The sequence below is a fragment of the Microbacterium sp. CPCC 204701 genome (assembly GCF_004010105.1).
Classification (GTDB): domain Bacteria; phylum Actinomycetota; class Actinomycetes; order Actinomycetales; family Microbacteriaceae; genus Microbacterium.
In genome coordinates, this window is record NZ_RRYE01000051.1 from 1 (window position 1) to 13,584 (window position 13,584).

Sequence of the window (13,584 nt, forward strand, 5' to 3'; positions counted from 1 at the left end):
GGGCGTCGTCGCCGCCCGCCCGGCCCGCGCGGAGGCGTCGGCGCTGCTCTCGGGCCCGGTCGGACTCGTGTGGCGGCTGAGCGCGGGCTCGCTCCTCGCGTGGGCGGTGGGCGCCGCCACGGTCGGGGTGCTCTCGACCTCCCTCGCGTCGGTGGTGGAAGAGGTCGCCTCCGACAATCCCGCGGTGCAGGCGATCCTCGAGCGGCTGGCCGCCGAAGGCTCGATGGATCAAGGACTCATCGTGACGTTCTTCGTCATGGTCGGCGTCCTGGCCGCATGCTTCGGCGTGCAGACGGTGCAGCGGGCCCGTCAGGAGGAGACCCACGGCACCGCCGAGCTCACACTCGGGGCACCGGTGGACCGGGCGCGCTGGCTCGGAGCATTCCTCGTCGTCGCGCTCATCGGCATCGTGCTCATCGTCGGCGCCGCGGTCGCGACAGCGGCGATCGCCCTTGCCGCCACAGGCGGGGATTCCTCACTCATCGCGGACGCGCTCGTCGTCGGAGCCGGCCAGGTGCTCGCAGCCGCGGTCCTCACGGCCGTCACCGCGATCGTGTTCACGCTGGCCCCACGGCTGACGATCGGCCTGGGGTGGTCCCTCGTCCTGGTGGCAGCGTGCCTGGCGCTGTTCGGAACCATCTTCGGCATCGACGAGGACATCGTCGCGCTGTCGCCGTTCGCGGCGGTGCCGCTTCCCGACGGCGACAGTATCGAGGCGAACGGGGTGGTATGGCTGGCGGTGGCGGCGCTGGCGGGGGCTGCGGCATCCCTCGCCCTCATGCGACGGCGGGAACTCGCACCGGGCGGGTAGGTTCGAAGCAGGAGGCGGAATGACCAGCGAGCATCCCGGTGTCGAAGCGGCGGAGCAGGCCGCCGCCCTGCTGACCGCCGCCGGCATGGCCAGGATGCCCGCCCGCGTCATGATGGCCCTCGTCGGCTCGCCCGACGAGGGCTACACCGCGGCCGACCTCGCGGATCGGCTCGGGGTCTCTGCGGCCGCCGTCTCGGGGGCGGTGCGCTACCTCACGTCGATGCGACTCGTCCAGCGTCTGTCGCGCCCCGGCGATCGCCGCGACCGCTATGACCTCGCCGACGACGCGTGGGCCGACGTGACCCTCGCGAATCTGCCGCTGTACACACGACTCGCCGATCTCACCGACCAGATCGCCGACCAGAACGAGACCGAGCCGATCTCGGCGAGGCGGGCGCGCGACAGCTCCGCGTTCCTGAGGTTCCTGGCCGCACGGATGCCGGAGCTCGTGGCCGAGTGGCAGGCCGACCGCGACCGGGCCGGCTGACCCGCGGGTAGCATTTCGGGGTGACCGACTCACCCGGCGAGCATGCCATCGACCCTGCCCCCTACATCGTGGCCACCGACGGAGCATGCAAGGGGAATCCCGGTCCGACCGGGTGGGCGTGGGTCGCCCAGGACGGGCACTGGGCCGCCGGCTCGATCCCCGTGGGAACGAACAACATCGGCGAGCTGACCGGACTGCTGAAGGCGATCGAGGATCACGCCGACCTCCCGCACCTGGTCGTCCAGGCCGACTCGCGCTATGCGATCGACACGTACGAGAAGTGGATGGACGGCCACCGCCGCCGCGGCTGGAAGACCTCGACCGGTGCCCCCGCGAAGAACATCGACCTGCTCGAGCAGCTCATCGTCGCGCGCGACGCGCGACGGGCGGCGGGTCTGCCCGACGTGGTTCTCGAGCACGTGCGCGGCCACTCCGGGCACGTGCTCAACGCGTGGGCCGACGAGCGCGCGGTGCGTGCCTCGGAGCACGCCGCGAAAGGCGTGGCGAGCGCGTGGTCGTCGCTCGGCGCGCAGGACAGGATCGACGTGTCGGAGCGCCCCAAGAACGGCCGCTGACCCCGGTGATCCGTCAGATCTCGCCCCGCAGCACCTCAGGCACCCACATGCCGAGGAGGTCGTCGATGATGACGCTCCCCGCCGGCGCCTCCGGGTGGACCGCGGCGACGGGGATTCCCTCCGACGCGAGCTCGGCGAGTACTGCCGTCCGGATCCGGACGATCCGGGCGGCATCCTGAGAGCCGAGTTCCGTCGCGACCTCGGACTGCAACCGCAACGAGACCGCCTCGACTTCGGGCTTCGTATCGGCGAGGGCGACGTTGATCGCGGTGTCGATCTCTTCGGTCCCGCCGTGGTCGCGAGCGCGCGACACCAGGATCACGACCATGCCGACCACCGAGACGACGGCGGAGGCAGCCACGACGACCGCCCAGACGCCCGGTCCACGGCTCAACATCAGCGCAGCCGCGATGACCAGCCCGGCCGTCATGATGCCATGGATGCGGATCATCGAGCGGTTGAGAGGGCGCCCGGCCGCGACGATCAGCACGATCAGACCCGCGACACCGGCCAAGGCCGCGAGAATCGCCGTCGCGGCCGAGGTCTCGGCGGGGTCGAACCGGAAGCCGCTGGTCAGGACGGCGGCCACAGCGGCGCACAGCGCTCCTCCGAACGCCACGAACGACAGCCAGCCGTTCGGGTTGCGGGCGCCGAACCGCTCGCGCAGGGCCTTGCCCTTGCTGCGGCGGGCGGCGGTCGCCGCCTCACGGGAGTCTGTCCAGACGCGCAACGCGAGCTCTCGCCGACCGACCGCCGAGAATGCTGCCAGCTCGACAGTCTTCGGGTCGACGTTCTTCGGCAGCGCCGGGGCGATCTCGCGGCGGACCGCCGCGATCTGTTCGGCCAGTTCGTCATCTGCCATGGATGGCGTCCTCATCTCTGCGTTGCGCGGTGCTCCCGCCCGCATCTACGACGTCCAGCGTCGTCAATGCGCGTTCTGCCAAGACCTGCGCGGCCGCGGCGGCCAGCGGCGTGAGCGGAGTGAGGGCGGCGACGGCGCAGCGCCCGCGGAGCTCGAGCACGTACGCGGTCGACACCGTCCGGGGGAGGGCCACCGCCGAGTCGCCTGCCGCTTCGTCCGGATCCAGCACCGTGCCGCGCCACCCGCGCGTGTGTCCGAGAGCGATCGCGAGGATCTCGGCCGGCCATGGAGAGGGCAGCAGGGCTTCGACGACCTCGGCCGCGCCGGAAGCATCCTCAGGGGCCGGAACATCGTCGAGCACCACGATGCCGAGCATCCCGAACAGCTCGTCCTGGGGAACCGAAAGGAAGAGGGCGAGGCCAAGGCCGCTTCCCGACCGATGGGCCGCGGCCAGACGCGCGGCCTCGGCCACGCGGTCACGCGCGCCCTCTGGCGCCCGCGCCGCCTGCTGCTCCACCCATTCCCGCGGGTCATCCGACGCCGGGACGAGCGTCCAGGCGTCAGGGTCCGCCTGGATCACGATCTCACGCGGCACGGCGCCACCTCACGCTCGCGACGATCGCGTCGCAGGCGAGCGACATGGCCGCCACGCCGTCGTCCGGTATCGAGAACCCGGCAGCCGATCGCAGGATCTGCGACCGGAACATCAGCGCCGTCTTCGGTCGGCCCGGCACCGGCAGCAGGTATCCCGCACCCGCGACCTCGACCTCGCCGTCCTCGACGCGGGTCGCCTTCGTGATCGGCCAGGTCAGGATCGACCCGCCCGGGTCGAGCGTTGTTGCGCCGCGTCGGGCGATGAGATCCGCTCCGACTTCTTGGATCGAGCCGCCGGCCGGTGCGTGCAGCCATGAGGCGACCAGGCTCACGGGCACGAACTCCTCCGGCTCGAGTCCGGCCGGCGCGAACACCCGAACGATGTCTGCCTTCGCCGCCTCTGCGCGCGCCGAGGACAGCATCGACGCGATCCTCCCCCGCACGGCTTCGCGAGTGCTGTCGGGGAACGCGTTCAGCACGGCGTCGAGCCGCGATCCCATCGCCGTGAGGTCGGCATCCGTCGCCTGCCACCCGGCGGGGAGCAGCACCGCGAATCCCGGCATCCCGGCCGCGTCGCCGATGAGCTCGGCTCGCAACGACATCTCGGACTCCTTCCGGCGCGCGGCGCCGCACCGCCGACGAGCCTATCCCGTCATGCCGGGAGCTTCTCGCTGCCGTCTTTGATGAGACCCATGAACTTCAGCAACGTGTCGACGGATGCGCCGAGCGCCTCGGGAATGTTCTGCGGGTTTCCGGCGAGCGCGTTCCACCCCGCCCGCCATCCGCCGACCCACTGGTTCCCCTGGGCTGCGAAGCCCGGCAGGTGCAGAACACGCATCAGATTCTGCGAGTTCAGCCCGTGGACCGTGAACAGATCCGGGATCTTGGACGTGAGATAGCGATTGAAGGCTCCGTGGAACTCGACGAACTCGCTGCCACCCAGCCGCAGCGCACCGGAGAGTCGGGGGAATCGGGCACCGACCTGTGCGAAGTCCGCCACGCTGGCGAGCTTGGCGAGCTTGCCGAACGGGATGATCGACACCGCGGCGAGAGCGACGCTTGTCCAATCCCCACGCCCGGCGTTGAGCTTGGCGATCTCGCCGAGCAGGCTGAGCACGCCCGCGACCGCGGCGAGCACTCCGGCGAGGAGCGCGAGCGGTCCGGTGACGACGAAGGCGACCACCAGGAGGATGACCCCGACCACCAGCAGGACGTCGAGCATCGCCTCAACGAAGGGCATCGAGTTGTCCCAGAAGCTGTCGGAGACGCCGTCGGCGTTGGTGCGCTCGAGGCTCGAGCACGCGGTCTCGTATGCCGGCTCCCACGTTTCCACGGGGGCGTCGTACCCGCGCCAGTACGCCTCCCACGTCTCGACGGCCGAGTCGAACGCGTTCTGCTCCCCGGACGTCGTCGGCCGCGTCCCCGTCTGCTCGATGTCGCGGTCCTCGTTGCGGTCGAACTCGTCCTGATCGCGCTCTGCGGCGCTCAGTGCCCACGAGGCATCCCTCACCTCGGGCCAGGTCCGCTCCGCCCCATCGACCCGCCAGCCGGTCGCGCTCTGCACCGTTCGCAGCGCGTTGGCGTACGTCGCCAGCGCCTCACCGCTCGGCAAGTAGCGCTGCGACGCGACACGGAGATCCTCATAGACCTCCTTCGCCTGCTCGCGGATGTCGTCGAACGAGAGACCTCGACCCACGGTGCCGTCCGCGAAGAGCTGGAGGGTGGCCGCGGCGCGCGCCATCTTCTCGCCGAGTGCCTCGATGTCGCTCGCGCGGGTGGAGATGACTCCCGGGTCGCCGGCGATATGGCGCACGCGCCGTCCGCCTTCGGTGGGCGGCATCTCGTCGCGCGAGTAGATGTACGAGTTCTCGGTCATTCCGACCCCTCTATGCTCTGCGCGAGCTCGAGGTCGGCTTGCACCCAGCCTTCGTGCGCGTCATCGATGCGCTTCTTCATCTCTTCGAGATTGCGCCGCTGCGTCTCCCGCTTGTCATTCCATTCGGACTCGAAGTCCTCGGCGGCACGCGCGAGCCTGCTGTCGCCGTGCGGGCTTCCGATCGCCTCGACCAGTGCGCCGGTTCGCGATTCGGCAGCCGCGAACTCGGCGATGATCTCTGTCAGCGCGTCGCTCAGCGCCTTCATCGATCGCAGCGGGATCTCCACGCCATCTGTCATCGTCCTGCCCCCAAAAGCACTCGATGACAGCATAGGTAGCACCAGGGCGCGGCCACGATGGGGAGAACTCCCCATCGCCGGGTCACACGCCGGGGCGCGCGCGTGTGCGTCAGGCCTCGGGCGCCTCGGTGGTGCCTTCGTAGAGACCGATGACGTTGCCGTCCGCGTCGGCGATCACGGCCCACCAGCTCGTGGGCGAGATCTCGCTCTTCTCCATGAGCACCGTCGCCCCGGCATCTCGCGCTGCTGCCACCGTGTCGTCGATGGAGTCCACCTCGACATACGAGCGCGGCTGCGTGAAGCCCTCCTCGCGCGGGGCGAGGCCGCCGCCCGAGATCTTGTTGGGGGCCTGCCACATGGGGTAGCCCTCGAAGCCGGGCACTTCGGCGATGTCCCAGCCGAAGAGACCCGCGTAGAAGGCCTTCGCCCGGTCGAAGTCGCTCACCGGGATGTCGATGTGCGTGATGTCGCCGTGAGCCATCATGGGTCCTCTCGTTCGGGCCGACCCGTCCAGTGTGACTCCACCGCACCCGGGTCACAAGGGCGTGCGTCAGCCTTCAGCCGCCTGCGACAGATGCTCCTCGAGCTGGTCGACCGCCGGGCGCTGGCCCTTCACGAGCTTCTCGCGGGCCTCGTCCAGGGGCATCCACTCGACGCGGTCGACCTCGGGAAAGGATGCCGTCCGGCCCGACCTCGGCGGCCACTCCAGTTCGAACTCGCCGAACTCCAGCTCGTCGAGCGAGAACCCGGTGCCATCGGCGACGAACACCGTGACGCGCTTGCCCGATGAGTACGGGAACGTTCCGAGCTCGGCGAACGGACTGTCGGGAGCATCGACGCCGAGCTCCTCGCGGAACTCGCGCCGGGCGGCGTCGAGCGCGGACTCCTCACCCTCGGCGTACTCGCCCTTCGGGATCGACCAGGCGCCGGCATCCTTGCTCGCCCAGTACGGACCGCCCATGTGGGCGATCAGAACTTCGGTCTCGGGCTGCAGCCGGTACAGCAGGATGCCGGCGCTGGTCGATCTCGGCACGCTCAGGCCCCGATCACACCAGGCGCGTCTTCGGCGACAGCGTGTAGGTGTCTTCGGGGTCGCTGTAGACGGTGTCGCCCAGCGCGGTGTCGATCGCCGCGAGCGTGTCGGCATCGAGCACGACTCCCGAGGCCTTGACGGTGTCGGCGAGCTGCTCGGGACGGGAGGCTCCCACCAGCGCCGACGCGACGTTCTCGTTCTGCAGCACCCAGGCGATGGCCAGCTGCGGCATGGTGAGGCCCGCCCGCTCGGCGATCGGCTTCAGCCGCTGCACGGCCTCGAGCACTTCGTCGCGCAGGAAGCGCTGGATGAAGTTGGCGCCGCTCTTCTCATCCGTCGCACGGGACCCGTCCGGCACCGGCTGACCGGGCAGGTACTTGCCGCTCAACACGCCCTGCGCCATCGGCGACCACACGATCTGCGAGATGCCGAGCTCCTCCGACGTGGGCACGACCCTGCCCTCGATGACTCGCCATAGCGCCGAGTACTGAGGCTGGTTCGAGATCAGCTGGATGCCGTGGCTCTTGGCGAGCGCGTGACCCTCGCGAAGCTGCTCGGCCGTCCACTCCGAGACGCCGATGTAGAGCGCCTTGCCCTGACGGACGACATCGGCGAACGCCTGGAAGGTCTCTTCGAGCGGCGTCTCGTAGTCGAAGCGGTGGGCCTGATACAGGTCGACGTAGTCGGTGCCGAGCCGGCGGAGCGAGCCGTTGATGGACTCCATGATGTGCTTGCGGCTGAGGCCGGTGTCGTTCGGCCCCTTGGGCCCCGTCGGGAAGTACACCTTCGTGAAGATCTCGAGGGACTCCCGGCGCTGACCGGTGAGGGCCTTGCCGAGCACCTCCTCGGCAAGGGTGTTGGCATACACGTCCGCCGTGTCGAACGTCGAGATGCCCGCGTCGAGTGCGGCGTGAACCGTCGCGACGGCGGCCGAGTCGTCGACCTGCGAGCCGTGGGTGACCCAGTTGCCGTAGGTGATCTCGCTGACCTTGAGACCGCTGTTTCCGAGATACCGGTAGTTGACCATGAGAAAACGTTACCCGTCCTGGCGGACACGTCGGTTCGACGGACGGATGCCGCGACCCGGGCACACCCGGTGCGGCATCCGTCGTCGGCGGCGACAGCCGAGCGCGCGTCAGGCGACCGGTGCGGTCTCGTCCTCGCTCGCATCGACGGCGGGGTCGCCCGCCGGCTCGGCGGTGGACTCGTCGACGATGGCGCCGAACTGCTCGTCGAGGTCGGTCGCGGCCTGCTCGAACTGCGAGTTGTAGAGCCGGAAGTATGCACCCTTCGCCCCGATGAGCTCGTCGTGCGTGCCCTTCTCGACGATCCCGCCGTTCTCCATCACGAGGATGAGGTCGGCGTCGCGGATCGTCGAGAGGCGGTGAGCGATCACGAACGACGTGCGGCCCTTGCGCAGCGCCGCCATCGCGTGCTGCACCAGCAGCTCGGTGCGCGTATCGACCGAGCTCGTCGCCTCGTCGAGGATCAGCACCGAGGGCTGCGCCACGAACGCGCGCGCGATCGTGATCAGCTGCTTCTCGCCGGCCGAGATGTTCGACGCGTCCTCGTCGAGAAGGGTGTCGTATCCGTCGGGCAGCGAGTGCACGAACCGGTCGACGTAGGTCGCGCGTGCGGCGGCGAGGATCTCGTCGTCGGTCGCATCGGCCCGGCCGTAGCGGATGTTCTCGCGGATCGAGCCGGCGAACAGCCACGGGTCCTGCAGGACCATGCCGGTCTTCGCACGGATGTCGCGGCGCGTGAGCTCGGCGATGTTCTGGCCGTTGAGGAGGATGCGGCCGCCGTCGAGTTCGTAGAAGCGCATGATGAGGTTCACCAGCGTCGTCTTTCCGGCACCCGTCGGACCCACGATCGCGACCGTCTGACCCGGCTCGACCCGGAACGACAGGTCGTGGATGAGCGGGCGGTCGGGCGTGTAGGAGAACGCGACATCCTGGAACTCGATCGTGCCGTCGCCGTCCACCGGCGCCGGCGCATCCTCGGCGTCGGGCTCCTGCTCATCGACGTCGAGCAGCTGGAACACCCGCTCCGCGGACGCGGTGCCGGACTGCACGACCGCGGCCATGCCGCCCAGCTGCGCGAGCGGCTGGGTGAACTGCTGGGAGTACTGGATGAACGCCTGCACGTCGCCGAGGCGCAGCTGGCCGCCCGCGACCATGAGCGCGCCGAAGACCGCGATGCCGACGTAGGTGAGGTTGCCGATGAACATCATCGCGGGCTGCATGGTGTTCGCCAGGAACTGCGCCTTGAACGACGCCTGGTACAGCTCCTCGTTCTCGACGCGGAACGCCTCGCGCGCGCTCTTCTCGCGGCCGTAGACCTTGACGAGAGCATGGCCCGAGAACGACTCCTCGACGCGCGCGTTCAGCCGCCCGACCTTGCGCCACTGGATGCCGAAGGCCTTCTGAGAGCGAGGCCCGATGACGCCGAACAGGACGCCCATGAGCGGGAAGCTCACCAGCACCACGAGCGTCAGCTGCCATGAGATCGTCAGCATCATGATGAGCACGCCGACCACGGTGAGCACGCTCGTGAGCGCCTGCGACAGCGATTGCTGCATCATCTGCGTGACGTTGTCGATGTCGTTCGTGACGCGCGAGATGAGCTCGCCTCGCTGCACGCGGTCGAAGTAGCTGAGCGGCAGTCGGTGGACCTTGGCCTCGACCTGCTCGCGCATCCGCCACATCACGCGGACCATGACGACGTTCATGACGTAGCCCTGCAACCACATCAGCAGCGACGATGCGAAGTACAGCGCGAGGACGAAGAGGAGCACTCGGCTGAGCGCCATGAAGTCGACTCCGGCGCCGGGCACGAAGTGCTGCATCGCCGACACGATGTTGGCGAGGTCCTGCTGACCCGCGTCGACGAGACCCTGGACGACCTGCTCCTTGGTCGCGCCGGCCGGAGCCATGGCCGACACCACGCCCTCGAACAGGATGTTCGTCGCCTCGCCGAGCACCTTCGGGGCCGCAACCGTGAGCACGACGCCGATCGAGCCCAGCAGCGTCACGAAGATGAGGGCGAACGCGTGCGGCTTGAGCATGCCCAGCAGCCGGCGGAACGACGTACCGAAGTTCGCGGCCTTGCCCGGGGCGACGCCGCCGCTCCAGTCGTCGGCGGCGAGTCGGGCCTGCTCCGCGAGCTCGAGCTCGAGCTTCTCCTCCGGGCTGAGCTCGGCGACGGCTTCGACCCCGGCACCCGCCTTGCGCGCGCCGCGCTCGGCGCGGCCGTTGGTCTTCTTGTCGTCGCTCATCGGGCGACCTCCGCTCCGAGCTGGGATTCGACGATCTCGCGATAGGTCTGACTCGTCTCGAGCAGCTGCTCGTGGGTGCCCAGACCCACGATGCCGCCGTCGTCGAGCACGATGATGCGGTCGGCGTCGGTGATCGTCGACACGCGCTGTGCGACCACGATCTTGGTCACCTCGGGCAGCTCGCGCCACAGCGCCTGCCGGAGTCTCGCGTCGGTGGTCAGATCGAGCGCCGAGAACGAGTCGTCGAAGACCAGCACGCGCGGGTTGTGCACGATCGCACGCGCGATCGCCAGCCGCTGGCGCTGACCGCCCGAGACGTTGGTGCCGCCCTGCGCGATGCGCGCGTCGAGGCCGCCCTCCATCTGCGCCACGAAGTCGCTCGCCTGTGCGATCTCGAGCGCGTGCCAGAGCTCGGCATCCGTCGCCTCCTCCCGGCCGAAGCGCAGGTTCGACGCGATCGTGCCCGAGAACAGGAACGGGCGCTGCGGCACGAGGCCGATCGTGCGCCACAGCGCGTCGAGGTCGGCCTTGCGCACGTCGACGCCGCCGACGAGGACCGTACCGTCGGTCACGTCGAAAAGGCGCGGGATGAGCGAGACGAGAGTCGTCTTGCCTGCACCGGTCGATCCGACGACTGCCACCGTCTCTCCTGGAGCGGCGCGGAAGCTGACATCCGACAGGATCGGATGCTCGGCACCCGGGTAGGTGAACGTCACGTCGCGGAACTCGACGGCACCGGGCTCGGGGAAGTCGGCCTGCGCGTCTGCGGGCCGCGCGAGGGTCGAGCGGGTGTCGAGCACTTCGCCGATGCGCTCGGCCGAAACGGCGGCGCGGGGGATCATCATCGTCATGAAGCTCGCCATCATGACCCCTGACAGGATGATCATGACGTACTGCATGAAGGCGAAGAGCGTGCCGATCTGGATATCGCCGGCATCGACCTGGATGCCGCCGAACCAGATCACTCCGATCACCGTGACGTTCAGGATCAGCATCACCGCCGGGAAGAGCACGACGAAGAGAGAGCCGACCTTGCGGCCGACGACCATGATGTCGGTGTTGGCCTCGCCGAACCGGTTCTCTTCGATCGGCTCGCGCACGAACGCGCGGATGACCCGGATGCCGGTGAGCTGCTCGCGCATCACGCGGTTCACGCCGTCGAGCTTCACCTGGAAGGCGCGGAAGAGCGGCACCATGCGGCCGATGATGAGTCCGGCCACGATGAGCAGCACGGGCACCGCGACGGCGATGATCCACGACAGGCTCGGGCCCTGCGCGACCGCGAGGACGATGCCGCCGATCGCGAGCAGCGGCGCCGACACCAGGAAGGTCGCCGCCATCATCGCGAGCATCTGCACCTGCTGCACGTCGTTGGTGTTGCGCGTGATGAGCGAGCCCGCCCCGAATCCGGTCACCTCGCGCTCGGAGAAGCCCGACACGCGCTCGAAGATGTCGTCGCGCAGGTCGCGCCCGGCGCGCATGGCGGCGCGGGCGGCGAACCAGGTGGCGATGATCGCGGCGACGATCTGGCCGAGCGACACCGCGAGCATCAGCAAACCCGTGTTGAGGATGTACTCGGTGTCGCCCTGGACGAGGCCGTTGTTGATGATGTCGGCGTTGAGGTTCGGCAGGAACAGCATGGCCAGCGCCGAGGCGAACTGGAACACCAGCACGCCGAGCAGGAGCCACCCTGATGGTCGGAGATATCGGACGAGGAGTTTGGCGAGCACAGGGATCTCCAGGGCGCGAGGAAGCGCACGAAAGTGCGAGGGATTGTTGAGGACGACACTTCCACGTACCACCGACATCCGTCAGCCAGGTTCGCGGAGGGCGAAAGACGGGCGCCGAACCCGGACCCGACGACCGCTCAGCACTCTAACACGATATATCGCGTGCTGCGACCCGGACGGATGCCGCGGCCGCGGCACCCGGAACCCTCAGACCTCGAGCGGGGTGACGGCGGCGACCGCCTGGTCGTCCTCGGTCGCGACGAGCTGCCCGCACGCGCCATCGATCTCTTTGCCGCGCGTGTCGCGCAGCGTCGTCGGGATCCCGGCGTCGTTGAGGCGCCGCACGAACTCGTTCTGCACCGGCACGTCGGACGCCGTCCAGATCGAGCCGGGCGTCGGATTGAGGGGGATGGGATTGACGTGCACCCAGCCGCGGCCGCGCGCGTTGAGCTTCTCGGCGAGGAGGTCGGCGCGCCAGGCGTGGTCGTTCATGTCCTTGATGAGGGCGTACTCGATGGACACCCGGCGACCGGTCCTGTCGAAATACGCGCGCGCCGCGTCGAGCGCCTCGTCGACCTTCCATCGCGAATTCACCGGGATGAGCTCGTCGCGCAGCCTGTCGTCGGGCGCGTGCAGCGACAGCGCGAACGTGACCGGGATGTCTTCGTTCGCGAGCTTCGTGATGGCCGGCACGAGACCGACGGTCGACACCGTGATGCCGCGCGCGCTCATGCCGAGGCCGTGCTGCTTGTCGGTCATGACGCGCACCGCCTGCATCACGCGCGCGTAGTTCGCGAGGGGCTCGCCCATGCCCATGAAGACGATGTTCGAAACCCGGTCGGCCGAGTGGTCATCCTTCTTCTTGCCTCCCAGACCGCCGCCGGCGATGAGGCGGTTCGCGCGGACGATCTGCTCGACGATCTCGCCCGCCGACATGTTGCGCGTGAGGCCCGCCTGCCCGGTCGCGCAGAACGGGCAGTTCATGCCGCAGCCGGCCTGCGACGACACGCACAGCGTGATGCGGCCGGGATAGCGCATGAGCACCGACTCGACGAGGGCGCCGTCGTGCAGCTTCCACAGGAACTTGATGGTGTCGCCGCGGTCGGTCTCGAGGCGGCGCACCTCGGTCAGGAGCGGCGGCAGCATGCCGTGCACGAACTCTTCGCGACCGGCGGCCGGGAGGTCGGTCATCTCGGCCGGGTCGTGGGTCCAGTGCTGGAAGTAGTGCTTCTCGAGCTGCTTCGCCCGGAATCCCGGCATCCCGAGCTCCTCGACCCTCTCGACGCGCTGCTCGGGCGTCAGGTCTGCGAGATGCACCGGCGGCTTGCCGCGCTTGGGGCTGGCGAACTGGAGGAGCGGCCGGCCCTCGGCATCCTTCTTCTGGGTCCACCCCTCGGTCGCCGGCCGCACCTGGCGGGGTTTCGTGCTTCGCACCGCGCCGAGCTCGGCCGCGGGCGCAGGGGAGGACTCGGTCATGCGATCCAGGGTAGGCGACCCGCCTGGACGGATGCCGGGCTCGCGCTCCCGCGTCACGCCCGCACGAGGACGGACGCCGGGATGAGGGTCGAACGGCACGTGAGCGTCCTCATCTCAGCCCGGCCGCTCGCCTCGGCCGACCCCGTGCCTCACTCTCAGGAGCAGCCCGGCACGCTCCTCGGCCGTGCGTCAAGCCTAGGCACGCGATCGCGAAGGCCACTAGCGTGGCGGCGTGAGCGACGTGACCGTACGACACATCCGGCCCGAAGACGCGGGCGAGGTCCTGACGCTGCAGCGGGCGGCGTTCGTGCAGGAGGCCCTCATCTATGGCACACCCGAGATGCCGCCGCTGACGCAGACGCTCGAAGAGCTCGAGGCGGAACTGCGCGAGAACCTCGGATGCGTCGCACTCGACGGGACGCGGATCGTCGGGGCGGTCCGCGCTCGGCGCGACGGCGGGCTGCTGCTGATCGGACGCATCGCGATCGCGCCCGACCAGCAGGGCCGCGGCATCGGCACGACGCTGCTCGCCGCGGTCGAGGACCGCGGCCGGGCGGCCGGCGC

Annotated in this window: 14 protein-coding genes and 1 pseudogene; 4 read left to right on the forward strand and 11 right to left on the reverse strand. The window is 69.4% G+C overall.

Features of this window, described 5'->3' with window-relative positions; translation table 11 throughout:
• From EIO58_RS05560 to EIO58_RS05570, 3 genes and pseudogenes are all read left to right on the forward strand, one after another.
• Window positions 1-811: pseudogene (locus EIO58_RS05560) on the forward strand (polyketide antibiotic transporter); the annotation flags it as partial.
• 19 nt (window positions 812-830) lie between these two features.
• Window positions 831-1,298: a GbsR/MarR family transcriptional regulator gene (locus tag EIO58_RS05565; RefSeq protein WP_127818670.1), complete on the forward strand. Its 468-nt coding sequence runs from the start codon at window positions 831-833 to the stop codon at window positions 1,296-1,298.
• 20 nt (window positions 1,299-1,318) lie between these two features.
• Window positions 1,319-1,873, forward strand: coding sequence for a ribonuclease H family protein (locus tag EIO58_RS05570; protein WP_240658590.1), 555 nt, complete (start codon window positions 1,319-1,321; stop codon window positions 1,871-1,873).
• 13 nt (window positions 1,874-1,886) lie between these two features.
• Here EIO58_RS05570 and EIO58_RS05575 read toward each other — a convergent pair whose 3' ends face one another.
• The 11 genes from EIO58_RS05575 to rlmN all read right to left on the reverse strand — a co-directional run bounded on the left by EIO58_RS05575 (window position 1,887) and on the right by rlmN (window position 13,020).
• Window positions 1,887-2,735 (reverse strand): hypothetical protein, encoded by an 849-nt coding sequence (locus EIO58_RS05575; protein ID WP_127818671.1) that lies wholly within the window; start codon window positions 2,733-2,735, stop codon window positions 1,887-1,889.
• Window positions 2,725-3,330, reverse strand: coding sequence for a hypothetical protein (locus EIO58_RS05580; RefSeq protein ID WP_127818672.1), 606 nt, complete (start codon window positions 3,328-3,330; stop codon window positions 2,725-2,727). Before EIO58_RS05580 ends, EIO58_RS05575 begins: the two co-directional genes overlap by 11 nt.
• Window positions 3,320-3,931 carry a hypothetical protein gene (locus EIO58_RS05585; RefSeq protein ID WP_127818673.1) on the reverse strand — a complete coding sequence of 204 codons (612 nt, stop codon included), beginning with the start codon at window positions 3,929-3,931 and terminating at the stop codon, window positions 3,320-3,322. The genes EIO58_RS05580 and EIO58_RS05585 overlap by 11 nt, the downstream gene beginning before the upstream one ends.
• Before the next feature lie 50 nt (window positions 3,932-3,981).
• Window positions 3,982-5,205, reverse strand: a complete 1,224-nt coding sequence (locus EIO58_RS05590; RefSeq protein ID WP_127818674.1) for a hypothetical protein — start codon at window positions 5,203-5,205, stop codon at window positions 3,982-3,984.
• Window positions 5,202-5,504 (reverse strand): hypothetical protein, encoded by a 303-nt coding sequence (locus EIO58_RS05595; protein WP_127818675.1) that lies wholly within the window; start codon window positions 5,502-5,504, stop codon window positions 5,202-5,204. The genes EIO58_RS05590 and EIO58_RS05595 overlap by 4 nt, the downstream gene beginning before the upstream one ends.
• A gap of 109 nt (window positions 5,505-5,613) precedes the next feature.
• Window positions 5,614-5,985: a VOC family protein gene (locus EIO58_RS05600; RefSeq protein WP_127818682.1), complete on the reverse strand. Its 372-nt coding sequence runs from the start codon at window positions 5,983-5,985 to the stop codon at window positions 5,614-5,616.
• Window positions 5,986-6,054: 69 nt separating this feature from the next.
• Window positions 6,055-6,537, reverse strand: coding sequence for an NUDIX domain-containing protein (locus EIO58_RS05605; protein ID WP_240658591.1), 483 nt, complete (start codon window positions 6,535-6,537; stop codon window positions 6,055-6,057).
• 13 nt (window positions 6,538-6,550) lie between these two features.
• Window positions 6,551-7,564, reverse strand: a complete 1,014-nt coding sequence (locus EIO58_RS05610; protein WP_127818677.1) for an aldo/keto reductase family protein — start codon at window positions 7,562-7,564, stop codon at window positions 6,551-6,553.
• A 108-nt stretch (window positions 7,565-7,672) separates the two neighbouring features.
• Window positions 7,673-9,814 carry an ABC transporter ATP-binding protein gene (locus tag EIO58_RS05615; protein WP_127818678.1) on the reverse strand — a complete coding sequence of 714 codons (2,142 nt, stop codon included), beginning with the start codon at window positions 9,812-9,814 and terminating at the stop codon, window positions 7,673-7,675.
• A complete protein-coding gene (locus tag EIO58_RS05620; protein WP_127818679.1) occupies window positions 9,811-11,544 on the reverse strand; it encodes an ABC transporter ATP-binding protein in 1,734 nt (577 codons plus the stop codon). The genes EIO58_RS05615 and EIO58_RS05620 overlap by 4 nt, the downstream gene beginning before the upstream one ends.
• A gap of 207 nt (window positions 11,545-11,751) precedes the next feature.
• Complete coding sequence (gene rlmN / locus EIO58_RS05625; RefSeq protein WP_127818680.1) at window positions 11,752-13,020, reverse strand: 23S rRNA (adenine(2503)-C(2))-methyltransferase RlmN; 1,269 nt, start codon at window positions 13,018-13,020, stop codon at window positions 11,752-11,754.
• Between the two features lie 241 nt (window positions 13,021-13,261).
• Between rlmN and EIO58_RS05630 the strand changes: the two genes are divergently transcribed.
• Window positions 13,262-13,584: GNAT family N-acetyltransferase (locus tag EIO58_RS05630; protein WP_127818683.1), on the forward strand; the 323-nt coding region annotated here is incomplete at its 3' end.